The organism is Streptomyces sp. CC224B (genome assembly GCF_030010595.1).
GTDB classification, from domain to species: domain Bacteria; phylum Actinomycetota; class Actinomycetes; order Streptomycetales; family Streptomycetaceae; genus Streptomyces; species Streptomyces longispororuber.
In genome coordinates this window covers 14,986-40,046 of record NZ_JASCXL010000084.1, presented here as the reverse complement: position 1 = coordinate 40,046, position 25,061 = coordinate 14,986, and the positions used below count along the sequence as shown (strand labels likewise).

The window sequence follows — 25,061 nt, the reverse complement described above, 5'->3', positions numbered from 1 at the left end:
GGCCCCCCCGCCCCCGGCCGCGCCCGGCCGGCCCCCCGGCGCCGCGCCGCCCCCCCCGCCCCCCCCCCCCGCGGTCCCGCGCCCGCCCCCCCCCCCCCCCCCCCCCCCCCCCCCCCCCCCCGGGCCCGGGCCTCCCCCCTGCGGGCGCGGCGGGTCAGTCCCGCGGCTCCGGCGGGCCGGCGGCGTGTCCGTCGCGCAGTGCCCGCAGGTACGCCACGTGCTGGTGGGCGTTCTCGCCCGTCAGCGTCTCCAGGGCCCGGTCGATGAGCGGCAGGGCGGCTTCGCGGCGGCCGCTGAGGACGTACAGCTCGGCGAGGTCGGTGCGGGCGCGGGCGCCGTTGTACGCCTCACCGGTGGCGTCGAAGAAGCGCATCGCCTCCCGCAGCCGCCCCTCCGCCTCGTCCAGGGGCAGGTTGTCGCGCAGGGCGATGCCCCGCTGGGCCCGGCCCCGGAAGCGCTGGAGCAGGGCGCGGACGCGGGGCAGGTCGGCGAAGCCGTCGTCGTCTGGGCCGATGCGGTCGGCGATGCGCCCGGCCTCGGCGAACAGCTCGTCGGCCTCCCGGAACGCCCACCGCGCGAGCTGGACGCGGCCGAGGGTCTCCACCGCCGTCGCCTGGCCCCGCAGGTGCTCCGCCCGGCGCTCGGCCTCCAGCGCGGCGGCGGCCTCGCGCTCGGCCTCGTCGAAGGCGAGCGTCTCGATGAGGGCGGAGGCCAGGTAGGTGTGCAGGCGCCCCGCCATCCGGGTGCCCGGGCAGATTGTGTCGGCGGCCTGTGCCGCGGCCCGCAGCGCGGGCAGCAGCTCCTCGTGATGGCCGGCCTTGAGCAGGACGGTCCACAGCGCCTCCGCCAGCGAGCAGGCCATGTCCCCGAAGCCGTACTCCCGGGCGGCGAGGACCGCCTGGACGAGGTTGCCGCGCTCGGCGAGCAGCGCGGCGAGGGCCGCGCCCGGGTCCGGGTACGTGCCCGGGGCGGCCCGGGCGTAGGCCGCTCCCAGGTGCCAGCGCTGGGGCAGCGCGTCCAGGTCGGCCGCCACGGCGAAGCGCAGGTACCACTGGAGCGTCCGCTCCACGGCCCGGGCGCAGCCCGCGACGCCGTCCTCGCGCCCGGCCCTCCGCTCGGCGTGGCGGCGTACCGAAGGCCGGTAGCGGTAGCGGCCCGGCTCCGGCTGGTCCAGGAGCCTGCGCTCGACGAGGCGGTCCAGGAGGGCCGCGGCAGTGGTCTCGTCGAGGCCGGCCGCGGCGGCCACGGGGCCCGCGGTCACCGTGTGCCAGGGCCACAGCGCGCCGCGCCGGTGGACGCGGGCCAGGTCCGGCTCCAGGTCGTCGTAGAGGCCGTCCAGCAGCGCCTCGTCGGGGTGGGGGGCGGCGGGCACGGGCGTCCTCGCGGGGTCGCGGCCGCCGTCGGCGACGTGCGCGGCGGTGGCCCACAGGGCGTACGGGGATCCGGCGCACCGCGCCAGCGTGGCCGGCAGCGCCGGGCCGAGCCGGTCCACCGCCTCCTTGCCGGCCGCCCTGGTGAGCAGCTCCCGGGCGTGGCGGCGGGTGAGCGGCGCGACCTCGACGGTCTCGGCGTCGAGGCCGGTCAGGCGCCGGTGGGCGACGACCAGGGTGAGGACGCCGGGCGACGACGCGAGGAGGGGGCCGACCTGGGCGGCGGAGTGGGCGTGGTCGAGGATGACGAGGAGCCGCCGTCCGGTGAGGAGGCGGGCGAACAGCGCGGCCCGCTCCCGCGGCCCCGGCGGGACGTCCCGGTCGGCGACGCCGAGCCCGGTCAGGGCCGTGCGCAGGGCGGTCTCGGCGTCGAGGGGCGCGCCGCCGGGCCCCGAGGCGAGGTCGACGTACAGCCGTCCGTCGGGGAAGCGGTGCTCCTCCCCCGCGCCGAACTGCACGGCGAGGCCGGTGGTGCCGACGCCCTCGGGGCCGTGCAGCAGGACCCGGCGGGGGCGTCCGTCGTGCTTGCGGGCCGCTTCGCGCCGCAGGCGCCGCAGCGGCTCCTGGCGGTCGACGAACGTCCGTACCGGCGGCGGCGGTTGGGACACCGCCAGGGTCGCGGGGCCGGGCAGCGACAGCTCCGCGAGGCGGCCCAGCTCGGCGAGGCGGGCGGCCACCACGGGGTCGTGGCGGGCGGCCTCGGCGAGTTCGGGGGCGAGCGCGGTGAGCCCCGCGGTCCGGTCCGGGGCGCGGGTGCCGGCCCCGAACAGGCCGCCGACGAGGGTGTAGAGCTGCCTGCCCGCCTCGTTGGCCATCCCGGACCCCACCGCCGCCAGGGTCGCCGTCGCCATGCCCAGCGAAATGGGATCCACCGTGCCCCCGCTCTCCTCGGAGTCCCGCGCCGGGGCGCCGCCGCCCCGGCAGGCCACCTTATCCGCGCGGACATCACCACGGGGAGGCCCGACGGCGTCGCCATCGGGCCTGTCCCGGGCGGGCGTTCAGCCCCGGTACGTCTCCAGCAGGCGCAGCCACACCTCGCTGATGGTCGGGTACGCCGGGACCGCGTGCCACAGGCGGTCGATCGGCACCTCGCCCGCGACGGCGACGGTGGCCGAGTGGAGGAGCTCGCCGACGCCGGGACCGGCGAAGGTGACGCCGAGCAGGACCTCCCGGTCCAGGTCGACGACCATGCGGGCGCGGCCCCGGTAGCCGTCGGCGTACAGGCCCGACCCGGCCACGTTCGCGAGGTCGTAGTCGACGGCGCGGACGCGGCGGCCCGCGGCCTCGGCGGCGGCGAGGGTCAGGCCGGCCGACGCCACCTCCGGGTCGGTGAAGACGACCTGCGGGACCGCGTCGTGGTCGGCGGTGGCGCTGTGGGCGCCCCAGCGGTCGGTCTCGAGCAGGGGGACGCCCTGCGCGCGAGCGGCGATCGCGGCGCCCGCGACCCGCGCCTGGTACTTGCCCTGGTGGGTCAGGAGCGCGCGGCGGTTCACGTCGCCGACGGCGTACAGCCAGTCGCTGCCGGTCACCCGGCAGCTCTCGTCCACGGACAGCCACGCGCCCGGTTCCAGGCCGACGGTGTCCAGGCCGAGGTCGTCGGTGCGCGGGGCGCGGCCGGTGGCGAAGAGGATCTCGTCGGCGCCGATCCGGTCGCCGCCGTCGAGTTCGACGGTGACGGTGCCGTTCTGCCGGTGCACCGCCGTCACGGAGGTGTCCGTACGCACCTCCGCGCCCGCCTCGCGCAGCGCGTCGGCGACGAGTTCCCCGGCGAACGGCTCCATCCTGGGCAGCACGGCCCCGCGTACCAGCAGGGTCACGTGGGAGCCGAGGGCCTGCCAGGCCGTGGCCATCTCGACGCCGACCACGCCGCCGCCGACCACGATCAGCCGCTCGGGCACGTGGTCGGCGCTGGTCGCCTCGCGGCTGGTCCACGGCTTGGCGTCGGCGGCGCCGGGCAGGTCGGGGACGACGGCGCGGCTGCCGGTGCAGACGGCGACGGCGTGCCGGGCCGCCAGCTCCCGCACGGTGCCGTCGGGGGCGGTGACGGTCACCCGGCGGGTGCCCGCGAGGCGGCCCACGCCGCGGAACAGGTCCACGCCGATCGAGTCGAGCCAGCCCGCCTGGCCGTCGTCCTTCCAGTGGGAGGCGTAGTCGTCGCGGTGCGCGAGGACGGCGGCCGCGTCCAGGGGGCCCTCGACGAGGTGGCGCAGGCCGGGCACGCGGCGGGCGTCGGCGCGGGCCACGACGGGGCGCAGCAGTGCCTTGCTGGGCATGCAGGCCCAGTACGAGCACTCGCCGCCGACGAGTTCGCTCTCCACGATCGCCGCGCTGAGGCCCGCGGCGCGGACCCGGTCGGCGACGTTCTCCCCCACCGGTCCGGCCCCGAGGACCACGACGTCGTACGTGCTGGTGTCCGTGGCGGGTGAGGCGGCCGCGGCGTTCGAGGTTGGCGTCATGGGGACAGTCTGGGGGCATGTGTGCGCCGGGGCCACATGGGTACGCGCGCGGAATACGGCCATCGTCATGGCCGTTGTGCAGGACGGCTTCGCCCCCACCAGGAAGAGAGACTCATCATGAGCACGACCGTGGAGCTCACGAAGGAAAACTTCGACCAGACGATGACGGAGAACGACTTCGTGCTGATCGACTTCTGGGCGTCCTGGTGCGGTCCGTGCCGCCAGTTCGCACCGGTGTACGAGAAGGCCGCGGAGGACAACCCGGACCTGGTCTTCGGCAAGGTGGACACGGAGGCGCAGCCCGAGCTCGCCGCCGCGTTCGGCATCCAGTCGATCCCCACGCTGATGATCGTCCGCGACCAGGTGGCGGTGTTCGCGCAGCCGGGCGCGCTGCCGGAGGCCGCCCTGGAGGACGTGATCGGGCAGGCGCGCAAGCTGGACATGGACGAGGTCCGCAAGTCGGTCGCGGAGCAGCAGGCCAAGGAGCGGGACCAGGCGTAGGCCCCCGGCGGCCGGGGTCAGCTCGACTCGCGGTGCACCACGCTCGCGCCGAGCACGTCGTGCACCTCGGGCCGGGTGCCCGGCTCCCGCACCACGCGGTGGACGAGTTCCGCGAGGCCGCGGCCTGAGGGCAGTTCGATGCGCACGCTGCTCAGGCGCGGCCGCAGCAGCCGCCCCAGCATCAGGTCGTCGGCACCGACGACGGCGGTCTCGTCCGGGACCCGTATGCCCTCGTCCTGCAGGGCGCGCATCAGCAGCATCGCGTACTCGTCGTTGTACGCGTACACCGCGTCGAGGCCGAGCGGCCGCCAGCGGGCGGCGAGCCGGGCGGCGGAGTCCTCGCCGTAGCCGAGGGGCAGTTCGGTCACCTCGGCGGCGCCCGCCCCGCGGACGGCGGCGCGGGCCCCGTCCAGGCGCGGCCGGGCGAAGGGCTCCAGGCCCGGTTCCTCGGGCACGACGACCCCTATGCGGCGGCGGCCGCGGGCCAGCAGGTGCTCCACCGCGCTGCGGCCGACCAGGCGCTGGTCCATGAGCAGCGCGTGCGCGCCCTCGGCGCGCTGCGGGCCGAGCGTGAAGACCGCCTTGGCGCCGGAGCGCTTGAGCACGGCCACGCCGCGGGCGCCGAGCGCGGTCGCGTCGGGCGCGAGGACCGCGACCGGCCGCAGCTCGGCCCAGGCGCGGGCGGCCTCCTCACCGGTCAGGCCGAGGCTGCCGTACTGCACGACGGTGTAGTCGAACCGGCTGAGCGCCCACTGCAACTCGCTGAAGAACTGGCTGAAGAGCGGGCCCACGGGGATCTGCGGCGTGGGCATGAGCACCATGCGGGTGTGTCCGGCGCGCAGGCTGCGGGCGGCGGCGTGCGGGACGTACCCGAGCTCCTTGGCGGCCTCCAGGACGCGGCGGCGCGTGGGCTCGCTGATCCGCACGGCACTGGTGTTGTTCAAGACGTAGCTGACGGTCGCGCGGGAGACACCCGCGAGGCGGGCGACGTCGGCACTGGTCGGCACGGGGTGCGGGGCGTCCCGCAGTTCGGGGTCGGATGGCGGGCTCGGCGCGTCCGGCGCCGGGCCCGGCGCGGGCTGCTGCTTCGGTATCTGCACCATGACGAGGGCAATCCTTCCAGACCGCCCCGGGGCGCACCCAGGCGGGCGCGGGGGCGCTGCCGGGCAGGGGACGGGGCACGGCCGCGCACACCGTCGTGGCTGGTGGCGCGGTGTGTCATACGCGCCGGTGCCCGCGCACGCGCGGCCCGGCGGAGGCGGCACACGCCGCGTACGCGCGCCGCCACGGCACGGCCCCGCGCGCGGCGGACGGAGGCGAACTCCCGCCAACCGATACCGCGTTGCCCGACCGGAAGCTACCGTGCGGTAGGTGAGGGTGGCGCGAGCGGGGGTGTGGTGCGGGCGTGTGCGGGCGCGGCGCGGCAGGCGGCGTGCGGCTCCCCGCGCGCGACCCGTGCCACCCCTCGTGGCGCCGACGCTCCGGGGGCGCCCGCTGCCGTCGCCCGCCGTCCCCCGTCCCCTCACCACCCACTGACCGTTCGCCGACCGTCGTTCGAAGTGAAGGTGCCGCAAGATGACCGCCGATCGTTCCGAAGGCCTCGCGGAGGCCGCCCGTGCGCTCGCCGCCGGTGAGGTGTCCGCGCGGGAGCTGACCGAGCGGGCGCTCGCCCGGATCCGGGCGACGCAGCCCGTGCTCAACGCCTTCCGCGTGGTGCGCGCCGAGGCGGCGCTCGCCGAGGCGGACGCCGCCGACCGGCAGTTGGCGGCGGGCGTCCGCGCCCCGCTGCTCGGGGTGCCCGTGGCGGTGAAGGACGACACCGACGTGGCGGGCGAGCCCACGGCGTTCGGCTGCCCCGGCGACTTCCCGCCCACGGCGCGGGACGCAGAGGCGGTGCACAGGCTGCGGGCGGCGGGCGCGGTGATCGTCGGCAAGACCAACACGTCCGAGCTGGGGCAGTGGCCGTTCACCGAGGGCCCCGCCTTCGGTGACACCCGCAATCCGTGGAACACCGGGCACACGCCGGGCGGTTCGTCGGGCGGTTCCGCCGCGGCCGTCGCCGCGGGCCTCGTACCGGCGGCCCTCGGCTCGGACGGGGCGGGTTCGGTGCGGATCCCGGCCGCCTGGACGCACCTCGTCGGCATCAAGCCGCAGCGCGGGCGCATCTCCACCTGGCCGTGGCCGGAGGCGTTCAACGGCATCACCGTGAACGGCCCGCTCGCCCGCACCGTCGCCGACGCCGCGCTGCTCCTCGACGCCGCCGGCGGCAACCACGAGGACGACCCGCACCGGCCGCCCCCGATCCGCGCCGCCGAGGCCGCGACGCGCGAGCCGGGCAAACTGCGGATCGCGCTCTCGCTGCGCACGCCGTTCACGGGCACGCCCAAGCGGCTGCACCCGCTGGTGCGGACGAAGGTGGTCGACCTCGCCAACCGCCTGGCCGCGCTCGGGCACGACGTGGAGGAGGCCGACCCGCGCTACGGGCAGATCGGCCTGGCCTTCGTCCCCCGGGCCACGGCGGGCATCGCCGACTGGGTGCGCCAGGTGCCCGACCCCTCGCTCCTCGACCCGCGCACCAAGGAGGCCGCGCGCCTCGGCCGGCTCCTCGGCGGGGCGCCGCTGCGCCTGTCGCGCCGGGCGGAGGCGACCCTGCACCGCCGGGTGGGCGCCGTCTTCGACACGTACGACGTGGTGCTCGCGCCCACCACGGCGACCCCGCCGCCGCCCGTCGGGACCCTCGCGAAGCTCAACGGCTGGCGCACCGACCAGGCGATGATCGCGGCGTGCCCGTACGCGTGGCCGTGGAACGTGCTCGGCTGGCCGGGCGTGAACGTGCCCGCGGGCCGCGTCGCGGGCGGCCTGCCCGTCGGAGCCCAGCTCCTGGGCCCCGAGGGCGGCGAGCCCCTGCTCATCTCGCTCGCCGCGCAGTTGGAGGACGACCGGCGCTGGCACCGCTACTGGCCCGAACCGCTGGCGGGCACGCCCGCGACGCCCTGACCGGGGCGCACCGGGGCGGGGCCGCCCGAGGGGCGGCCGGGAAATTGCGGTGCGCCGCGCGGGAGCGCCGTCTACCGTCCGGTCCGTGCAGCTCTACGAGATCCACATCCACGGATGCGCCGACACGGACACGGCGCTCGCGCTCCAGGAGCCCGTCACGCGGCTGTTGTGCCCGGTCGAGGACCACGACGGGCCCTGCGAGGTGCCGTGGGGCCTCACCCTCGGCGACGACGCGCTGGTGCTCGGCATCTTCGCGAGCGCCGCGAAGGCCGCGGAAGTGGCCGACCGCGTACGGGCGTTCGTGGGCGAGGCGCACCCGGTCACGCTGGGCGAGGCCACGGACGGGCTCTTCGAGGAGCTGGCGGAGCAGTACCGGATCGAGCACCCCGAAAGCTGACGCCCTCTCCGGTGGCCCCCGCTCCCCGGCCGCGCCCGCCGCGCCCGCGCGCATGCCTCCCCGAGCGCGGCACCCGTCGTCCCGCCTACCCCGACCCCTCCTCGAAAGCCCCGCGCCTCGTCGCGCCTACGCGCGCGCCTCCCGGCCCCGCCACGCGTCGTCCCCCCGCGCGAACGCCTTCTCGAACGCCCCGCGCGTCGTCGCGCCCTTCGTGCGGTCCAGGACGCCGAACACCACGTGTGCGAAGTGCCCCGCGAACCGTCCGCCCGTGCTGAGCAGTGCCCGGAAGGCCTCCGCGACCTGCGCCGGGTCGTTCTGGAAGACCCCGCAGCCCCAGGCGCCGAGCACCAGGCGGCGGTAGCCGCAGGCCGCGGCCGTCTCCAGGACGCGCTCGGCCCGGACGGCGAGGGCCCCGGGCACCTCGGCGGCCCGCTCGGGGGCGCGCCGCCGGATCACCCCGGCGTTCGGCGCGGGCGAGGTGAGGAACCCCGCCTCGTACGGGACGTCCAGGAGCGCGCCGCGGTCGTCGCGGAAGACGGGCACGGCCGGGCTGTGCACGACGCGGTCGCTGTAGAACGGGTCGCGCTGGGCGCGGTGGTGGTCGTAGTACGCCCGCGCCTCGAGCAGGCAGGCGTACAGCGCGGAGGCGCGGCACAGCGCCTCCTCCTGGGCCTGGGCGCCGTTGAGGAAGCCGCCGCCCGGGTTGCGGGCGGAGGCGAAGTTCAGCACGGCCACCGGGTCCGCGCCGTCGGCGACCAGGCGGCGGGCCGCCTCCAGGCTGGACTCCCCCGTGACCTCGATGAGCGTCGGGCCCGCGGCGCGCGGCTCCACACCGTCGGGAACGGCGACCGGCCCGGGGCCGTGGACCCGGGTGCCGGCGCGGGCGGCGGCCACCTGGTCGGCGAGGCGGACGTACCGCCCGTCCGGGGCGGTGTAGCCGCCCGCGGCGACGATCGCCGCCGTCTCCTGCGCGATGCCGCGCAGCCGGGCGCTCATCGCTTCCCCTGGGTCAGGTGTGCCGTTTCGGCCATCCTGTGCGGGATGGGCAGGGCAGTGGTGCGTCGGAAAAAATCCCCCGTGTGGTGCATGAACAGATGGTGGGGCGCGCCGGTCGTTCACCGCAACGGCATTTCCCGGCCACCGGCGGCCGTCTTGTGCGAAATACCGGGACCGTCTTGGGTGTTACGAGCGCTGTTCATCGGCGCCGTCCGGGCCCGGCCACCGCCGGGCCGTGTTCCCGCCGTACCGGAACAGGAGGTTCCCGGCATGCCAGAGGGAGACTGTACGCACCGTCACGCGCCCCTCGGTGACGCCGTGACCGAGGCCGAGGTCGAGGCCCTGGTGCGCGGCATCTGCTTCAAGACAGGGCCGCCCGCCACCGTGGGTGTCGAGCTGGAGTGGCTCGTCCACGACCGGCGTTCCCCGCGCCTTCCCGTCACGTCCGCCCGCGTCGAGGCCGCCCGCGCGGTGCTGCGGACCCGAGCACCGCACTCGGCGGTCACCGTGGAACCCGGCGGTCAGCTGGAGCTCAGCTCGCTGCCCGCCCCCTCGCTCACGGACTGCGTCTCCGCCGTCGCCGCCGATGTGGCCCTCGTCCGTGACGCTCTGAGTCCCCTGGATCTGACCCTCACCGGCCTCGGCGCCGACCCCTGGCGCGCCCCCACGCGCGTACTGCGCGAGCCGCGTTACGACGCCATGGAGTCGTGGTTCGACCGCACGGGCGAGGCCGGGCGCCGCATGATGTGCTCCACCGCGTCCGTGCAGATCTGCCTGGACGCCGGGTACGAGGAGCCGGGCCCGCTCGGCTTCGCGCGCCGCTGGCGGCTCGCGCACCTGCTGGGGCCGGTCCTGGTGGCGGCCTTCGCCAACTCGCCGGTGCAGGACGGCCGCGCCACCGGCTGGCGCTCCACGCGGCAGGCCGTCTGGGCGGGCATCGACCCCGGCAGGTCGGGCGCGCCCGCGCTCGACGACGAGCCGCGGACGGCCTGGGCCCGGCACGCCCTGGACGCGCCGGTGATGTGCGTCCGTACGCGGGACGCCGAGGCCGCCGGGACCACCGGAGCCGCCGACGCCTCCGACGCCTCGGACGGGGCGCCGTGGCTGGTGCCCGAGGGGCTGAGTTTCCGCTCCTGGGTGCGCTCGGGGCTGCCCCGGCCGCCCACCCGCGCCGACCTCGCCTACCACCTGACCACGCTGTTCCCGCCGGTCAGGCCGCGCGGGCACCTGGAGCTGCGCATGGTCGACGCGCAGCCCGGCGAGGACGGCTGGGTGGTGCCGCTGGCGGTGACGACCGCGCTGTTCGACGACGCGCAGGCCTCCGAGACCGCCTACCGCACCGTCAAGCCGCTGGCCGAGCGGGCCGGGGCGGCACCGGCGCCGCACAACGCCCTGTGGCGGGACGCGGCGCGCCACGGCCTGACGGACCCGGAGCTGCGCGAGGCGGCTCAGGCCTGCTTCGCCGCCGCCCTGGACGCGCTGCCCCGGCTCGGCGCCTCCCCCGAGGTGACGGCCGCGGTCGCCGCGCACGCCGACCGGTACGTCGCGCGCGGGCGCTGCCCCGCCGACGACCTGCTCGACGCACTCGACGCACGAGGGGCGCTCACCCCCGGGAAGGACGTACTGTGACGACCGGCTCCACGGCCCGAACCCCGTACGAGGCGGACCGCACCCCGGGCGGAGCGGCCCGCACCCACGGCGGAACGGCCCCCGCCCCGCACCGGACCGAGCCGCACGAGGCGGCCCCCGACCCCGAGGCGCTGCGGCGGCGTGCGCGGGCCGCGCTGGTCGCCGCGCGGGAGCGCACCGCGCTGCTCACCTCCTGCGTCGACGACGCCGACCTGACCGCTCAGCACTCGCCGCTGATGTCGCCGCTGGTGTGGGACCTCGCCCACATAAGCAACCAGGAGGAGCAGTGGCTGCTGCGCGCGGTCGGCGGCCGTGACGCGCTGCGGCCCGAGATCGACTCCCTGTACGACGCCTTCGAGCACCCGCGTGCCGCCCGGCCCTCCCTGCCGCTGCTGCCGCCCGCCGAGGCCCGCCGCTACGCCGCCGAGGTGCGCGGCCGGGCGCTCGACGTACTGGAGAGCGCCCCGTTCACCCCGGGCACGCCGTTCGCGCACGCCGGGGCACCCGCCCGCGACGGCCTGACCGACGCCGGGTTCGCCTTCGGGATGATCGCCCAGCACGAACAGCAGCACGACGAAACCATGCTGATCACCCATCAGCTCCGCAGGGGCGCCCCGGCGCTCACCGCCCCGGACCCCGACCCCGTCCCGGCGTACGACGGTCCGTCGGAAGTCCTGGTCCCCGGCGGCCCGTTCACGATGGGCACGTCCACCGAGCCGTGGGCGCTGGACAACGAGCGCCCCGCCCACCGGCGCCTGGTGGCGCCGTTCTTCCTCGACACCACGCCGGTGACGAACGCCGCGTACCAGCGTTTCGTCGAGGACGGCGGCTACGACGAGCCGCGCTGGTGGCACGAGCGCGGCTGGGAGATGGTGCGCGCCCACGGCATCACGGCCCCGCTGTTCTGGCGCCGCGAGGGCGGGCAGTGGCTGCGGCGGCGCTTCGGCCACGTCGAGCCGGCGCCCGCCGACGAGCCGGTGGTGCACGTGAGCTGGTACGAGGCCGACGCGTACGCGCGCTGGGCGGGGCGGCGCCTGCCCACGGAGGCGGAGTGGGAGAAGGCCGCGCGCCACCGGCCCGGCGAGGACCGCTCGGCCCGCTACCCGTGGGGCGACGAGGACCCCACGCCCCGGCACGCGAACCTGGGCCAGCGCCATCTGCGCCCGGCGCCCGCGGGCAGCTATCCGCGGGGCGCGTCGCCGCTCGGGATACGCCAGTTGATGGGCGACGTGTGGGAGTGGACGGCGAGCGACTTCCTGCCCTACCCGGGCTTCGTCGCCTTCCCCTACCGCGAGTACTCCGAGGTGTTCTTCGGCGGCGACTACAAGGTGCTGCGCGGCGGCGCGTTCTCCGTGGACGCCGTCGCCTGCCGGGGCACCTTCCGCAACTGGGACCACCCGGTGCGGCGGCAGATCTTCTCCGGCTTCCGCACGGCGCGCGACGCCACGGCCGCCGAGTCGGCGGCGGGAGTCGCCTGATGTGCCGTCACTTCGCCTACGTGGGCGATGCCGAGCCGCTCGGCGCGCTGCTGGTGGCGCCCCCGCACAGCCTGTTCCGGCAGTCGTGGGCGCCCCGCAGACAGCGGTACGGCACCGTCAACGCCGACGGCTTCGGCGTGGGCTGGTACGCCGACGGCGACCCGGTGCCCGCGCGCTACCGCAGGGCCGGGCCGATCTGGGCCGACCTGTCGTTCGCGGACCTCGCGCGCGTGGTGCGCTCCCGGGCGGTGCTCGCCGCCGTGCGCGACGCCACCGCGGCGGGCGCGGACGGGGAGGCCGCGGCGGCGCCGTTCGCCGGGGGCCGCTGGCTGTTCAGCCACAACGGCGCCGTCACGGGCTGGCCCGGCTCGCTGGCGGACCTCGCCGGGGCGCTGCCGCCCGCCGACCTGCTCGCCCTGGAGGCGCGCTGCGACTCGGCCCTGGTGTGGCGGCTGGTCCTGGCGCGCCTCACACGCGGCGAGAGCCCCGGCCAGGCGCTCGCGGACGTCGTCCAGGAGGTCGCCGCGGCGGCGCCGGGCTCCCGGCTGAACTTCCTGCTCACCGACGGCGACGGCATCGCCGCGACCGCCTGGGGCGACACCCTCTGGTACCTGACCGAGCCCGGCCGCCGCACCGTGGTGGCCTCCGAGCCCTACGACGACGACCCGCGCTGGCGCGCGGCGCCCGACCGCGCCCTGCTGGTCGCCGACCGCACCGACGTTCTCCTCACCCCGCTCAAGGAGCCACCCGCGTGAGCCCGTTCTCGCTGACCCGCACTCTGCCCGAGGACGCCACCGGCGCCGCGCTGCGCGCCGACGTCCTGCACGGCCTGACCCGCACCCCGAAGACGCTGCCGCCGAAGTGGTTCTACGACGCGCGCGGCAGCGTCCTGTTCGACGAGATCACCACGCTGCCCGAGTACTACCCGACGCGCGCCGAGCGGGAGATCCTCGTCGCCCGGGCCGCCCGGATCGCCGAGGTCACCGGCGCCCGCACGCTCATCGAGCTGGGCTCCGGCTCCTCCGACAAGACCCGCCACCTCCTCGACGCGCTGCCGGACCTGGACACGTACGTGCCGGTGGACGTCAGCGAGTCGGCGCTGACCGGCGCGGCGAACTCGCTGCTCGCCGACCGCCCCGGCCTGCGCGTGCACGCGCTCGTCGCCGACTTCACCCGGGGCCTGGCGCTCCCAAAGACGCCGGGGCCGCGCCTGGTGGCGTTCCTCGGCGGCACCGTCGGCAACCTGCTGCCCGACGAGCGCGCCGCGTTCCTCGCCTCGGTGCGCGGCCTGCTGTCCCCCGGCGACGCGCTGCTCCTCGGCACGGACCTGGTCAAGGACGCGTCGGTCCTCGTGTCCGCGTACGACGACGCGGCCGGAGTGACGGCGGCGTTCAACAAGAACGTCCTGCGGGTCGTCAACCGCGAGCTGGGCGCGGACTTCGACCCCGAGGCGTTCGCCCACGTCGCGGTCTGGGACCGCGACCAGGAGTGGATCGAGATGCGGCTGCGGTCCCGGCTCGCGCAGACGGTGAAGATCCCCGCGCTGGACCTCGCGGTCCACTTCGACCGCGGCGAGGACCTGCGGACGGAGGTGTCCGCGAAGTTCCGCGAGGACGGCGTCCGCGCCGAACTGGCGGCCGCCGGCCTTGAGCTGACGCAGTGGTGGACGGACGAGCGCGGCCGGTTCGCGCTGTCCCTGAGCACGGCGTCCTGAAGGCCGCGGCCCCGAGCGCGGGACAGGGGGTCCGCCGTCGGCGGGCCCCCGCCCCGGCGGCTCAGCGGCCGTGGTCGTCCAGGGTCTCGGTGATGCGGCGTGAGGCGGCCTTGGCCTCGGCGGCGGGGTCGCCTCCGGTGAGCACCTTCGTCATGTACGCCTTGATGGGGTTGTCGGCCTCGACCAGGGCCCAGCGGGGCGAGGCGGGCGTCGCCCGGCCGCGCGCGGCGCCGGCCGCCATCGCGGCCACCGCGGGGTTGCCGGAGACGGCGGGCGCAAGCGTCGTCTTGTTCGGCACGTAGTTCATCGTCCGCGCCAGGTCCTTCTGCCACTTGTCGCCCGCGAGGGCCCGTACGACCTCGACGGCCGCCTTGCGGTCCTTCGTCCCCCCGCGCACGACGAGGTCGGAGCCGCCGGTGAAGACCGCGCCCGGCTTGCGGGCGGTCTTGCCGGGGACCGGAAAGTAGCCGATCTTCCCCTTGAGGCGGGGGTTCTTCGCCTCGATGGCACGGGCGGTGCCGGGCACCGCGATCATCTGCGCGACGTCGCCCTTGGCGAACACGCCGGCCTGCGGCGGGTGTTCCTCGTCCGCGTCCTCCGGCCCGTTGCCGAGCTCCTGGAGCCGCTGGTAGAACTCCATCCCGCGCAGCGCCGCCGGGGTGTCGAGGGCGCCCTTCCACATGCCCTCCTTCTCCTTGGCGAGGTCGCCGCCCTCGTCCCAGACGAACCCGGCGAGCGTGTACCAGTCCTGGCCGGCGAGGTAGATGCCCTGATTGCCGCCGGTATTGAGGCGCTGCGTGGCGGCGAGCCACTGCTCGCGGGTCTTGGGCGGCTCGATCCCGGCCCGGGCGAACAGGTCCTTGTTGTAGAGGACCACGCGGTTGGCCGCGTACCACGGCACCCCGTACTGGGCGCCCCGGTAGCGCCCGGGCTCGGCGAGGCCGGGCAGCCAGTCGTCCATGCCGAGGTCGCGCGCGGACTCCAGGGTGAGGTCCTCCAGGCCGCCCCCGTCGACGTACTGGGCGACCTGGGTGTTGCCGACCTCGATGACGTCGGGGCCGTCGTCGCGCTTCAGGGCCTTCTGCACCTTGGGGCCGATGCCGGTCCACGGGTGGATCCGGATGTCCAGGTCGATGTCGCCGTGCTGCTTCTCGAAGCCGTCGGTGAAGCGCTCGACGAACGCGTCCGTGGCGCTGCCGCGCATCAGCCAGACCGTGACCGTGGTCTTGTCGTCCCCGCCGGGCAGGGCGTCGCAGCCGGGCAGCAGGGCGGTGGCGGCGCAGGACAGGGTGAGGGAAAGGGCGATACGTCTGTGGCGCGTGGTCACGTCGGTCACTTTCTGCCAGAGAACAGCATGGGGGAAGGGGACCCGACGTGGGGAAGAGCGGAGCTCGAACGGGTATGCGGGATTTTGGTACGGACCAGCCATCCGGTCAAGGGTTCGCGGCACATCGGCCCCACGCGCGGCACATCTGTCAAGAGCGCCTCTCGCGCCAGTGACCCCGTCCGTCCCGGCCGTCAGGAGGCCCCCGCCCGCGCGCGGCACTACCGTGGAGGCACCCGCACCGCCGCGGAGAGGAGAACCTCCCCCATGTCCGACCACACCTACCGGGTCACGGAGATCGTCGGCACCTCCCCCGAGGGCGTCGACCAGGCCATCCGCAACGGCATCAGCCGCGCCTCGCAGACGCTGCGCGGCCTGGACTGGTTCGAGGTCACGCAGGTGCGCGGCCACATCGAGAACGGGGAGATCCAGCACTACCAAGTGGGCCTGAAGGTCGGCTTCCGCCTGGAGGACGCGGGCTGAGCCGGGGCGCCCTGGCGTCTCCACCGCCGTGAGCCCTCGTGGTGCGCCAAAGGCGCCGTCCTGCACCCTGGTCGCCGGGGTGCCGCACGGGACGGCGCCCGGAGCGGAGGGGCAGGCGCATGGAGCAGGCATTCGGTTCCTACCAGAACGAGATCTACCTGGACGGGCTCGGCGGGGTGGCGCCGCGCTTCCCCATGGGCTTCGCGGAGTGGGAGGCCCGGGCCGAGGCGGCGCTGCCGCCCTCGGTCTGGTCGTACGTCGCCGGCGGCGCCGGGGACGAGCACACCCAGCGGGCCAACGTGGCCGCCTTCGCACGCTGGGGCCTCATACCGCGCGTGTTCGCCGGCGCGGCCGAACGCGACCTGTCCGTCGAGCTGTTCGGGACGGTCCTGCCCTCCCCGGTGCTCATGGCACCCATCGGCGTGCTCGGCCTGTGCGCCCAGGACGGCCACGGTGACCTGGCCGCCGCGCGGGCGGCCGCCCGTACCGGCGTGCCGATGATCGCCTCGACGCTGTCGGTCGACCCGATGGAGGACGTCGCGGCCGCGCTCGGTGACACACCGGGGTACTTCCAGCTCTACACGCCCACCGACCGCGACCTGGCGGAGAGCCTGGTGCGCCGGGCGGAGGCCGCCGGGTTCCGGGGCATCGTCGTCACGCTGGACACCTGGGTCACCGGCTGGCGCCCGCGCGACCTGAGCACCGCCAACTTCCCGCAGTTGCGCGGGCACTGCCTCGCCAACTACTTCTCCGACCCGGTCTTCCGCGCGCAGGTGAAGCGCCCGCCGGAGGAGGCTCCGCAGGAGGCCGTCCTGAACTGGGTGCGCGTCTTCGGCAACCCGCTCACCTGGGACGACCTGCCCTGGCTGCGCTCGCTGACCGACCTGCCGCTGATCCTCAAGGGCCTGTGCCACCCCGAGGACGTACGCCGGGCCAGGGACGGCGGCGCGGACGGGATCTACTGCTCCAACCACGGCGGACGGCAGGCCAACGGCGGGCTGCCCGCGCTCGACGCGCTGCCCGGCGTCGTGGCGGCCGCCGACGGGCTGCCCGTCCTGTTCGACTCCGGTGTCCGCAGCGGCGCCGACATCGTCAAGGCGCTCGCCCTGGGCGCCACCGCCGTCGCCGTCGGCCGCCCCTACGCGTACGGCCTCGCCCTCGGCGGCGCCGACGGCGTCGTGCACGTCCTGCGCTCCCTGCTGGCCGAAACCGACCTGATCATGGCCGTCGACGGCTACCCGACCCTGGCCGACCTCACGCCCGAGGCGCTCCGGCGCGTGGGGTGACGTGCGGGGCGCCGGGCGCGAGGCCTGGCCGCCGCGCCCGGCCGTGCGCGTCCTTCCCGCCGCGCGTCACCAGTAGTGCCGCCTGCCACCCACCGCGTGGCCGACGGAGCCGAGCACCCACAGGACGGCGCCGACCACGAGGAGGATGAGGCCGATCGTCCAGAGGATCGAGATACCGGCCACCCAGCCGATGACGAGCAGAATGAGCCCAACGGTGATCATTGGGTCCTCCAATCTCCCGGTACGTCCAGTATGCGCCGCGCCCCGGTGTGCCGCGCCGGTCGTCCCGGCCACTTCAGCCGAGGAAGCCCGAGGCGACCCGCAGGTCGGCCACGAGGCCGTCGAACGCCTCGTCGCGGTCGGTCGCCCGCAGGACCGCCGAGGGGTGCACCGTGGCCAGAAGGCGCCGGCCGTCGCCGTCGTCCTCCCCGGCCACCAGCGGCAGGTCCGTCCCCGGCGCGAGGGAGAGCAGCGCGCCCCGCGCCTCGGTCACCTTGAAGGAGTTGCCGAGCAGCGACTTCCCGGCCGTGGCGCCGAGCGCGACGATCAGCTCGGGCCGCACGCGCCGCACCTCGGCCGCGAGCCAGGGGCGGCATGCGGTCAGCTCGCCGAGGTTCGGCGCCTTGTGGATGCGGCGCTTGCGGCCCTCGGCGACGGGGGCGAACTTGAAGTGCTTGACGGCGTTGGTGACGTAGGCCCGCTCCGCGTCGATGCCGGCCTTGTCCAGCGCCGAGTGGAGCAGCCGCCCGGCCGGGCCCACGAACGGCTCGCCCGCCCGGTCCTCCTGGTCGCCGGGCTGCTCGCCGACCAGCATGAGGCGCGCGGGCGCGGGGCCGGCGCCGAACACGGTCTGAGTGGCGTCCGCGTACAACGGGCAGCCGCGGCAGTCCACGGCGGCGCGGCGCAGAGCCGGGATCCCGCCCCGTGCGGGCACATAGGGCAGGGCCCCCTCGGGCCCCTGCTTGCCCGCCGCCTTCTTGCCCGTCGCCTTTTTGTCCGCGGCCTCCTTGCCCGCGGCTTTCTCGTCCGCCGCTTTCTCGTCCACCGCTTTCTTGTCCGCCGCTTTCTTGTCGGTCACCTTCTTGTCCGCCGTCCGCTCGGCTGCTGCTTTCCTGTCCGCGCCCGGCATGGTGCCTCCCTGAGCCAACGTCCCGCCCCGCCCCCTGACCGGCGTACGGGGGGGGCGGCGCCTCGCCCCCGGCGAGCGGAGCGGTGCCCGCGCGGGGGTGCGCGGACCACCTCCCCGAGTCACCACCCTCCGCGAACCAACCGCCCGAATCCGCCAGGGACACGCGCACGCCACGGACACGCGCACACCGCGGAACGCCGGGCCCGGCGCGCGGCCGCCGCCCTACTCCGGCTGCGTGGCGATCTGGATGAGGTTGCCGCAGGTGTCGTCCAGGACGGCGGTGGTCACGGGGCCGGTCTCCAGGGGCTCCTGGGTGAAGCGGACGCCGAGGCCGCGCAGGCGCTCGTACTCCGCGCGCACGTCGTCCACGGCGAACTGGGCGAGCGGGATGCCGTCCGCCACGAGGGTGTCGCGGTAGGTCCTGGCGGCCGGATGGGCGGCGGGCTCCAGGAGGAGTTCGGTGCCGCCGGGCTCCTCGGGCGAGACGACGGTCAGCCAGCGGTCCTTCTCGCCCACCGGGACGTCGTGCTTCTTCACGAAGCCGAGGATCTCGGTGTAGAAGTGCAGGGCCTTGGCCTGGTCGTCGACGAAGACGCTGGTCATACGGATTCTCACGGGGTGTTCTCCTCCGGTCCGGGGGGTGCGGGGCACGAGCCGGCGCTCGACGATCAGCCGCAGCGGCGCCGTGTTCAGGTCGTGGTACTCGTAGCGGCCCTCCCGCCTGGTCGCGACGAGCCCGGCCGCCTCCAGCACGGCGAGGTGCCGCGAGACCCCGCCTGCCGCGAGCCACCGAGCCCGTGCTTCCCGCTCGGCCACACTCCCACCGTAGGCACGTCACCCTGTGTCTACGGAGTCGGGACGTTCCCGGCCGCCCGGCGCCCCCTCAGCAGGAGAGCGCCAAGCCCTGCCGCCACGACCTGACAGCAGGCCACCGCGAGGACGAGACCGCCGGGCCCGGCGGCCTGGCAGGCCCCCGCGAGCGCGGCCCCGGCCGCGGAGAAGGCGCTCTTGACGCTCGCCCCCAGGGTGAACACCTGGGTCCGTGCGGCCGGGGGCGCGTAGCGGTCGCGTCCGGCCAGCAGGGCGGCGAAGAGGGGGCCGGTGCAGCACCCGGCCAGAGCGAAGCCGACGGCCGCGGCAAGGGCGCCGCCCGTGCACGACACGGCGGCCAGCGGCACTCCGGTCGCGCACAGCATGGCCAGGACGGTCCGTTCGGGGCGCCGCTCGCCCCAGGGCCGCCAGGCGTACGCCAGGGAACCGGCGAGGGAGCCGACGGCCATGACGGTCATCAGGCCGCCCGCGGCCCAGGGCGCCTGGTAGCGGGCGGCGAGCAGCACGCACACCACGGGCAGGGCACCGACACCGAGCTGACCGAGGCCGCTGGCCCAGGTGAGTGAACGCAGCGGCGGGTCGCGCACGAGCAGCACCGCGGCGGCCCTCACGTCGGCGGGGCGCAGCGCGGGGCCGCCCCGCGCGGGCCGGGGGCGCAGGGGTAGGGAGAGGACGAGCAGGCCCCCCGTGAGCGCCCCGGCGCCCAGTGCCAGGAGGGCGGGTGCCGGGCCGACGGCTGTCGCGAGGACGGAGACGAGGGCCGGCCCGGCGATGCCCGCCAGGTTGTACGTGACGGCGTCCAGGCTGAAGGCGCGGCCCAGCGCCGCGGGCGGGAGCAGGTCGCCCAGCAGACTGGTCAGGCCGCCGGTCACCAGGGGGGTGCAGCAGCCCGCGGCCCCCGCCGCCGCCAGCGTGACCAGGGCGGGCGCCCGGCCGGTCAGCCCCGCCACGGCGGCCAGCCCCAAGCCGTGGCCCATCAGGGCGCCGGCGTGGAACAGCCGGCGGCGCCGGACCCGGTCCGCGAGAGCCCCGGCCAGGGGGGCGGCGACCAGGCCGGGCACCAGGAGGGCCGCGACCAGGGCACCTCCGAAGGCGGCGCTGCCCGTGCGGTCCACGGCCAGGACCACCAGGGCGACCCGCGCCCCTTCGGAGGCGAGGCGGACCAGGAGGGCCACCTGCATGTACCGGACGAGCACCACCCCCGGCGTACGGGGGCGTGTGCGCGGCTCCACTGACGTCTGCGTACCCACCGCACGCCTCCAGACCTGGACTCGGAGCCCGGCCGCCCGTGCGGCCCGACCCGATCGTCATACCCTCAAGGGATGACGCCATGTGTGCCCGTCGCCCATACTCACGACGTGAGCTTCCTCTTCGTCAGCGACCACCCGGCCCTCGACTTCGCCGCCACCGTCGCGTGGCGCACCACCCGCCCCGTAGAACTCCTGGGCGAGCCCGGGGACTTCGCCCGGTGGGCCGCCGAAGCCGGTCTTGTCGACCGGCTGGAGACGGTGAGCCGGGCCGATCTCACCGCGGCCCGGGCCCTGCGCGAGGCGATCTACCGGCTGGCGCTGGCCGCCGCCGAGGGCGGACCCGCCGACCCGCGGGACGTCGCCCGGGTCCGGCGGGCCGCCGCGCACCCGCCGGTACGCCCCGCGCTGCGGGACCTGGGCCGGGTGGAGCGCCGCGGCGGGGTGCGGGAGGTGCTGGCCACCCTCGGGGCGGGCGCCGCCGACCTGCTCGGAGGGCCCGACCGCCTGCTCATCCGGCGCTGCGCCGGCGAGCCGTGCACGCGCCTCTTCCTCGACCGCTCCCGGGCGGGCACCCGGCGCTGGTGCTCGAAGCGGAGCTGCGGCAGCAGGGTCAACGCCGCGGCCTACCGCCGCCGGACACATCGGCACGACCGGGCCTGACGGGCCGGGGTGGCAGCGCGCGAGGTCCCGGCGGGCCACCACGCGAGCGCGGCGCGGCGACGTGACCGGCTTCGACCACTCCTGACGGACAAGGAGCCACGGACGAATCCCTGTGACCGGCTCGCCCGGTTACGCCTCACTCTGTCAGCTCTTGGGTAGCTTGACGGCGGTAAAGCCACGCCTGCACCGCACCCAGGAGGAACCGCAGTGACGGACTCACCGCAGCACCGCATCTTCGCCATGCTCGACGTCGACGGCGACGGCGCCGTCACGCACGCCGAGTACCTCGGCCGCGTCGAGCGCGTCGCGTCCGCCGTGGGCCGGGACGCCCACCATCCGGTCGTCGCCGCGTCACGGGCCGCGCACGAGGCCGTCTTCCAGGACATGGACGGCGACCACGACGGACGGGTGACCTTCGAGGAGTACCGCTCGTGGGTGGGGCACGACGCGTTCGAGCGCTCCTGCCGGCCCGCGCTGGGCTCCCTGTTCGACATCGCCGACCTCGACGGCGACGGGCGCCTGGACCGCGACGGCTTCGTCCGGCTGCGCACGGCCGCGGGCAACGCCGGGGCCGCGGCCGACGCGGCGTTCGACGCCCTCGACACCGACGGCGACGGGCTGATCGACCGCGACGCCTACCTGGCGGGCATCCACGACTTCGTCACCACCGGCGTCTCCCCCATGGCCGCGGCCTACGTGGCGTAACCCGGCCCACGGGACGGCGTGCACGGCGCCGGGCACCGCGGAGACCGGAATCACTTTGCCCGCCCCGCCGACCTGGCGGATCATGGAGCTGGCAGCGGAGGCCATCCGGGTGACGTCCGGGCCCGATCTTACGGAGCAGCCGTGCAGGACCAGCAGGGACAGACGCCCCGGGGCATACCGGGCCCCCACGGGGGAGAGGTGCGGTTCTCCGTCCTCGACCGCTCCCGGACCCGCGAGGGGCACGACGGACCCGAGGCGGTGGGCACGGGCGGCGTGATGCTGCCCAACCATCAGCCGCTCGTGGTTGCCGAGCAGTTCGGCGTCCTGGAAGCGCTGTTCCCGGGCCGGATCGACATGGGGCTCGGGCGTTCCGTCGGGTTCACGGACGGGGTGCGCAAGGCGCTGGGCCGCGACAAGCACGCCGCGGAGGACTTCGCGGCCCAGCTCACCGAGCTGCTCGGCTGGTTCCGCGGGACCTCGGACACGGGCGTGCGCGCCTACCCCGCCGACGGCCGGCGGGTCCCGGCCTTCGTCCTGGCCACCGGAGAGGGCGCGGCCGTCGCGGCCGCGGCGGGCCTGCCGCTGGTCATCGGCGACCTGCGGGGGCGCGAGAAGATGCTGCGCGCCGTCGACGGCTACCGCGCGGCGTTCCAGCCGTCGGCCTGGGCGCCGGAGCCGTACGTGGTCGTCTCCGGCACGGTCGCCGTGGCCGCCACCGAGGAGGCGGCCCGCCGGCTGCTCGTACCGGAGGCGTGGTCGATGGCGTACGCGCGTACGCACGGCACGTTCCCGCCGCTGCCGCCCGCCGAGCGCGTCGAGGGGCTCGCGGCGGGCGGCGCGCTGACCGACAAGGAGCGGAGCCTGTACGAGTCCGGGCTCCAGGGCCACGTCCACGGCACGGAGGAGCAGGTCGCCGAGGCGCTGACGGCCCTGGTCGAGGAGAGCGGCGCCCAGGAGGTCCTGGTGACGACGAGTACGTACGACCGCGAGGGCCTGCTCGACTCCTACCGGCGCCTGGCGCGCGTGGCGGGTCTCGCCGGGGCCGGGGGCGCCGACCGTCCCTGACGGCGTACGCGGGGCGGGGGTGCGGGGCCCGGGGCGCGGAGCCCGGGGGTGCGGGGCCGGAGGCTGGGGCCCGGGGGGCGCGGGGGCCGGAGGTCGGGGCCATGGGGGGGCGCCCGCCTGAGGTGCGTGGTGTGTCCCGCCCTAGAATCGTGGGGTTTGTCCCCTCGTCGCGTTCGGAGCCCCCTCATGCCCAGCCCTCGCGCCCACGGCTACGACCACGAGCACGAGCACGATCCGTTCGTCCGCGTCCGGGGAGCCCGCGAGCACAACCTGCGCGGCGTCGACGTGGACGTCCCGCGTGACGTGATCGCCGTCTTCACCGGCGTCTCCGGGTCCGGGAAGTCCTCGCTCGCCTTCGGCACGATCTACGCGGAGGCGCAGCGGCGCTACTTCGAGTCGGTCGCGCCGTACGCGCGCCGCCTCATCCACCAGGTGGGAGCGCCCCGGGTCGGGGAGATCACGGGCCTTCCGCCCGCCGTCTCGCTCCAGCAACGCAGGGCGGCGCCGACGTCGCGGTCCTCGGTGGGCACCGTCACGACGCTCTCCAACTCCCTGCGCATGCTGTACTCGCGCGCCGGTGACTACCCGGCGGGCGCCGAGCGGCTCGACTCCGACGCCTTCTCGCCCAACACGGCCGCCGGCGCCTGCCCCGAGTGCCACGGCCTCGGCCGGGTGCACCGCACCACCGAGGAGCTCCTCGTCCCCGACCCGTCGCTGTCCATCCGGGACGGCGCCATCGCGGCCTGGCCGGGCGCCTGGCAGGGCAAGAACCTCCGGGACGTCCTCGACGCGCTGGGGTACGACGTCGACCGGCCCTGGCGCGAACTGCCGCGGAGCGAGCGGGACTGGATCCTCTTCACCGACGAGCAGCCGGTGGTGACGGTGCACCCCGTCCGCGAGGCGGACCGTATCCAACGCCCGTACCAGGGCACGTACATGAGCGCCCGGCGGTACGTCATGAAGACGTTCTCCGACTCAAAAAGCCCGACGCTGCGCGCCAAGGCCGAACGCTTCCTGACCAGCGAGCCGTGCCCGGCGTGCGGCGGCAGCAGGCTGCGGCCCGAGGCGCTGGCGGTCACGTTCGCGGGCCGTACGATCGCGGAGCTGGCCGCGCTGCCGCTGACCGACCTCGCGGCGTGCCTGCGGGACGCGGGCGGAACGTCGGAGACCGCCCGGGTCCTGACCGCCGACCTGCTCTCGCGCATCGACACCGTGGTCGAACTCGGCCTCGGCTACCTCTCCCCCGACCGGGCCACGCCGACGCTCTCCCCGGGCGAGCTCCAGCGGCTGCGCCTCGCGACGCAGTTGCGCTCCGGGCTCTTCGGCGTCGTGTACGTCCTCGACGAGCCGTCGGCGGGCCTGCACCCGGCCGACACGGAGGCCCTGCTCGGCGTCCTCGACCGGCTCAAGGCCGCGGGCAACTCGGTCTTCGTGGTCGAGCACCACCTGGACGTGATGCGGCACGCGGACTGGCTCGTGGACGTCGGGCCGGGCGCGGGCGAGCACGGCGGGCGCGTGCTGCACAGCGGGCCCGTGGCCGAGCTGGCGGACGTACCGGATTCGGCCACGGCCCGCTACCTCTTCGGCCGCGCCCCCGCGCCGGCGCGGCAGGTCCGGGCACCGCGCGGCTGGCTGAAGGTCGGGCCGGTGACGCGGCACAACCTGCGGGACGTGTCCGTGGAGTTCCCCCTCGGCGCGTTCACGGCGGTCACCGGGGTCTCCGGCTCCGGCAAGTCGACCCTGATCGGCGAGATCACGGAGGACCTGGAGGGCGTGGGGCGGCTGGTCCGGGTGGACCAGAAGCCCATCGGCCGTACGCCGCGCTCGAACCTCGCCACGTACACCGGGCTCTTCGACGTCGTCCGCAAGGTGTTCGCGGCGACGGACGAGGCGCGGGCGCGCGGGTACGGCGTCGGCCGCTTCTCCTTCAACGTGCCGGGCGGCCGGTGCGAGACCTGCCAGGGCGAGGGGTTCGTGAGCGTGGAGCTCCTCTTTCTGCCCAGTACGTACGCGCCCTGCCCGGACTGCCGGGGTGCCCGCTACAACCCCGAGACGCTGGAGGTCACCCACCGCGGGCGGACCGTGGCCGAGGTCCTCGACCTGACCGTCGAGGCCGCGGCCTCCTTCTTCGCCGACACACCGGGAGCGCTGCGGAGCCTGCGGGCGCTGCTGGACGTGGGGCTCGGCTACCTGCGGCTCGGGCAGCCCGCGACGGAGCTGTCCGGGGGTGAGGCGCAGCGCATCAAGCTGGCCGGTGAGTTGCAGCGGGTGCGGCGGGGGCACACCCTCTACCTCCTGGACGAGCCGACCACCGGCCTGCACCCGGCCGACGTGGAGCTCCTCGTGGGGCGGCTGCACGAGCTGGTGGACGCGGGGCACTCCGTGGTGGTGGCCGAGCACGACATGGCCGTGGCGGCCGGGGCGGACTGGGTGGTGGACCTCGGGCCCGGGGGTGGGGCGGAGGGGGGCCGCGTGGTGGCTTCGGGGCCGCCCGAGCGGGTTGCCCGTGCCCGGGCGGGGCGTACGGCGCCCTACCTGGCGGCGGCCCTGCCCTGAGCCACGGCCCTCGCCGCAGCCGGCCACCCCGCCGCTACCGCGCCGGAGTTTCCCACCCACCCACCCGTGCGGCCCCGGCAACGAAAGTCCCGCCGGGGAAAGCAAGCCCGTCCGACAGCGACGCCTGCCACTGGCAGAGCCTCCTCTGCAGAGACTCCTATGCAGAGAAGACTC

The 25,061-nt window shown here is 76.0% G+C and carries 22 protein-coding genes; 13 read left to right on the top strand and 9 right to left on the bottom strand.

Features of this window, described 5'->3' with window-relative positions; genetic code table 11:
- Positions 1 to 154: 154 nt before the first annotated feature.
- Both QK440_RS28880 and QK440_RS28875 read right to left on the bottom strand, forming a co-directional pair.
- The gene (locus tag QK440_RS28880; RefSeq protein ID WP_282796160.1) at positions 155 to 2,302 is read right to left on the bottom strand and encodes a tetratricopeptide repeat protein; all 2,148 of its coding nucleotides are present in this window, start codon (positions 2,300 to 2,302) and stop codon (positions 155 to 157) included.
- A gap of 126 nt (positions 2,303 to 2,428) precedes the next feature.
- Positions 2,429 to 3,886: an NAD(P)/FAD-dependent oxidoreductase gene (locus QK440_RS28875; protein ID WP_282796159.1), complete on the bottom strand. Its 1,458-nt coding sequence runs from the start codon at positions 3,884 to 3,886 to the stop codon at positions 2,429 to 2,431.
- A gap of 117 nt (positions 3,887 to 4,003) precedes the next feature.
- Here QK440_RS28875 and trxA point away from each other — a divergent pair, with 117 nt between their 5' ends.
- A complete protein-coding gene (gene trxA / locus QK440_RS28870) occupies positions 4,004 to 4,387 on the top strand; it encodes a thioredoxin (protein ID WP_282796158.1) in 384 nt (127 codons plus the stop codon).
- Between the two features lie 17 nt (positions 4,388 to 4,404).
- Here the strand turns inward: trxA and QK440_RS28865 are convergent, their stop codons facing one another.
- Positions 4,405 to 5,490: a LacI family DNA-binding transcriptional regulator gene (locus tag QK440_RS28865; RefSeq protein ID WP_282796157.1), complete on the bottom strand. Its 1,086-nt coding sequence runs from the start codon at positions 5,488 to 5,490 to the stop codon at positions 4,405 to 4,407.
- Positions 5,491 to 5,962: 472 nt separating this feature from the next.
- On the opposite strand from QK440_RS28865, the gene QK440_RS28860 reads away from it, so the two are divergent.
- Both QK440_RS28860 and QK440_RS28855 read left to right on the top strand, forming a co-directional pair.
- A complete protein-coding gene (locus QK440_RS28860) occupies positions 5,963 to 7,384 on the top strand; it encodes an amidase (protein WP_282796156.1) in 1,422 nt (473 codons plus the stop codon).
- Positions 7,385 to 7,469: 85 nt separating this feature from the next.
- Positions 7,470 to 7,781, top strand: a complete 312-nt coding sequence (locus tag QK440_RS28855; protein WP_282796155.1) for a hypothetical protein — start codon at positions 7,470 to 7,472, stop codon at positions 7,779 to 7,781.
- Positions 7,782 to 7,907: 126 nt separating this feature from the next.
- Here QK440_RS28855 and QK440_RS28850 read toward each other — a convergent pair whose 3' ends face one another.
- Complete coding sequence (locus QK440_RS28850; protein WP_282796154.1) at positions 7,908 to 8,777, bottom strand: TIGR02452 family protein; 870 nt, start codon at positions 8,775 to 8,777, stop codon at positions 7,908 to 7,910.
- Positions 8,778 to 9,047: 270 nt separating this feature from the next.
- On the opposite strand from QK440_RS28850, the gene egtA reads away from it, so the two are divergent.
- The 4 genes from egtA to egtD all read left to right on the top strand — a co-directional run bounded on the left by egtA (position 9,048) and on the right by egtD (position 13,598).
- Entirely contained in the window at positions 9,048 to 10,406 is a 1,359-nt protein-coding gene (gene egtA / locus QK440_RS28845; protein WP_282796153.1) for an ergothioneine biosynthesis glutamate--cysteine ligase EgtA, read from the top strand.
- A gap of 131 nt (positions 10,407 to 10,537) precedes the next feature.
- Positions 10,538 to 11,884 (top strand): ergothioneine biosynthesis protein EgtB, encoded by a 1,347-nt coding sequence (gene egtB / locus QK440_RS28840; protein ID WP_282796164.1) that lies wholly within the window; start codon positions 10,538 to 10,540, stop codon positions 11,882 to 11,884.
- Complete coding sequence (gene egtC, locus QK440_RS28835; RefSeq protein WP_282796152.1) at positions 11,884 to 12,639, top strand: ergothioneine biosynthesis protein EgtC; 756 nt, start codon at positions 11,884 to 11,886, stop codon at positions 12,637 to 12,639. The genes egtB and egtC overlap by 1 nt, the downstream gene beginning before the upstream one ends.
- Entirely contained in the window at positions 12,636 to 13,598 is a 963-nt protein-coding gene (gene egtD / locus QK440_RS28830; protein WP_282796151.1) for an L-histidine N(alpha)-methyltransferase, read from the top strand. The genes egtC and egtD overlap by 4 nt, the downstream gene beginning before the upstream one ends.
- A gap of 61 nt (positions 13,599 to 13,659) precedes the next feature.
- Here egtD and QK440_RS28825 read toward each other — a convergent pair whose 3' ends face one another.
- Positions 13,660 to 14,886 (bottom strand): extracellular solute-binding protein, encoded by a 1,227-nt coding sequence (locus QK440_RS28825; protein ID WP_282796163.1) that lies wholly within the window; start codon positions 14,884 to 14,886, stop codon positions 13,660 to 13,662.
- A 303-nt stretch (positions 14,887 to 15,189) separates the two neighbouring features.
- Here QK440_RS28825 and QK440_RS28820 point away from each other — a divergent pair, with 303 nt between their 5' ends.
- Together QK440_RS28820 and QK440_RS28815 are read left to right on the top strand one after the other, a co-directional pair.
- The gene (locus QK440_RS28820; protein ID WP_190135444.1) at positions 15,190 to 15,405 is read left to right on the top strand and encodes a dodecin; all 216 of its coding nucleotides are present in this window, start codon (positions 15,190 to 15,192) and stop codon (positions 15,403 to 15,405) included.
- A gap of 119 nt (positions 15,406 to 15,524) precedes the next feature.
- A complete protein-coding gene (locus QK440_RS28815) occupies positions 15,525 to 16,691 on the top strand; it encodes an alpha-hydroxy-acid oxidizing protein (RefSeq protein ID WP_282796150.1) in 1,167 nt (388 codons plus the stop codon).
- Between the two features lie 66 nt (positions 16,692 to 16,757).
- Here QK440_RS28815 and QK440_RS28810 read toward each other — a convergent pair whose 3' ends face one another.
- The 4 genes from QK440_RS28810 to QK440_RS28795 form a co-directional block, all read right to left on the bottom strand.
- Positions 16,758 to 16,913 (bottom strand): DUF6131 family protein, encoded by a 156-nt coding sequence (locus QK440_RS28810; RefSeq protein ID WP_282796149.1) that lies wholly within the window; start codon positions 16,911 to 16,913, stop codon positions 16,758 to 16,760.
- A gap of 73 nt (positions 16,914 to 16,986) precedes the next feature.
- Positions 16,987 to 17,820, bottom strand: a complete 834-nt coding sequence (locus QK440_RS28805; RefSeq protein ID WP_282796148.1) for a UdgX family uracil-DNA binding protein — start codon at positions 17,818 to 17,820, stop codon at positions 16,987 to 16,989.
- Between the two features lie 222 nt (positions 17,821 to 18,042).
- Positions 18,043 to 18,435 carry a VOC family protein gene (locus tag QK440_RS28800; protein ID WP_282796162.1) on the bottom strand — a complete coding sequence of 131 codons (393 nt, stop codon included), beginning with the start codon at positions 18,433 to 18,435 and terminating at the stop codon, positions 18,043 to 18,045.
- 230 nt (positions 18,436 to 18,665) lie between these two features.
- Entirely contained in the window at positions 18,666 to 19,883 is a 1,218-nt protein-coding gene (locus QK440_RS28795; RefSeq protein ID WP_282796147.1) for an MFS transporter, read from the bottom strand.
- 126 nt (positions 19,884 to 20,009) lie between these two features.
- Between QK440_RS28795 and QK440_RS28790 the strand changes: the two genes are divergently transcribed.
- The 4 genes from QK440_RS28790 (at position 20,010) to QK440_RS28775 (ending at position 24,887) form a co-directional block, all read left to right on the top strand.
- Entirely contained in the window at positions 20,010 to 20,561 is a 552-nt protein-coding gene (locus QK440_RS28790) for an ABATE domain-containing protein (protein ID WP_282796146.1), read from the top strand.
- A 207-nt stretch (positions 20,562 to 20,768) separates the two neighbouring features.
- Complete coding sequence (locus tag QK440_RS28785) at positions 20,769 to 21,266, top strand: EF-hand domain-containing protein (protein ID WP_282796145.1); 498 nt, start codon at positions 20,769 to 20,771, stop codon at positions 21,264 to 21,266.
- Between the two features lie 141 nt (positions 21,267 to 21,407).
- Positions 21,408 to 22,331, top strand: a complete 924-nt coding sequence (locus QK440_RS28780; protein ID WP_282796144.1) for an MsnO8 family LLM class oxidoreductase — start codon at positions 21,408 to 21,410, stop codon at positions 22,329 to 22,331.
- A 186-nt stretch (positions 22,332 to 22,517) separates the two neighbouring features.
- On the top strand, positions 22,518 to 24,887 hold the full coding sequence (locus QK440_RS28775; RefSeq protein WP_282796143.1) for an excinuclease ABC subunit UvrA: 2,370 nt from the start codon (positions 22,518 to 22,520) through the stop codon (positions 24,885 to 24,887).
- Positions 24,888 to 25,061 lie beyond the last annotated feature (174 nt).

Excerpts from the sequence above, each read along its gene's own strand:
- QK440_RS28820 (WP_190135444.1), top strand. The coding sequence starts at position 15,190 with ATGTCCGACCACACCTACCGGGTCACGGAGATCGTCGGCACCTCCCCC.
- QK440_RS28875 (WP_282796159.1), bottom strand. The coding sequence starts at position 3,886 with ATGACGCCAACCTCGAACGCCGCGGCCGCCTCACCCGCCACGGACACC.
- QK440_RS28865 (WP_282796157.1), bottom strand. The coding sequence starts at position 5,490 with ATGGTGCAGATACCGAAGCAGCAGCCCGCGCCGGGCCCGGCGCCGGAC.
- QK440_RS28860 (WP_282796156.1), top strand. The coding sequence starts at position 5,963 with ATGACCGCCGATCGTTCCGAAGGCCTCGCGGAGGCCGCCCGTGCGCTC.
- egtC (WP_282796152.1), top strand. The coding sequence starts at position 11,884 with ATGTGCCGTCACTTCGCCTACGTGGGCGATGCCGAGCCGCTCGGCGCG.
- QK440_RS28850 (WP_282796154.1), bottom strand. The coding sequence starts at position 8,777 with ATGAGCGCCCGGCTGCGCGGCATCGCGCAGGAGACGGCGGCGATCGTC.
- QK440_RS28815 (WP_282796150.1), top strand. The coding sequence starts at position 15,525 with ATGGAGCAGGCATTCGGTTCCTACCAGAACGAGATCTACCTGGACGGG.
- trxA (WP_282796158.1), top strand. The coding sequence starts at position 4,004 with ATGAGCACGACCGTGGAGCTCACGAAGGAAAACTTCGACCAGACGATG.
- egtA (WP_282796153.1), top strand. The coding sequence starts at position 9,048 with ATGCCAGAGGGAGACTGTACGCACCGTCACGCGCCCCTCGGTGACGCC.
- QK440_RS28775 (WP_282796143.1), top strand. The coding sequence starts at position 22,518 with ATGCCCAGCCCTCGCGCCCACGGCTACGACCACGAGCACGAGCACGAT.
- QK440_RS28810 (WP_282796149.1), bottom strand. The coding sequence starts at position 16,913 with ATGATCACCGTTGGGCTCATTCTGCTCGTCATCGGCTGGGTGGCCGGT.
- QK440_RS28805 (WP_282796148.1), bottom strand. The coding sequence starts at position 17,820 with ATGCCGGGCGCGGACAGGAAAGCAGCAGCCGAGCGGACGGCGGACAAG.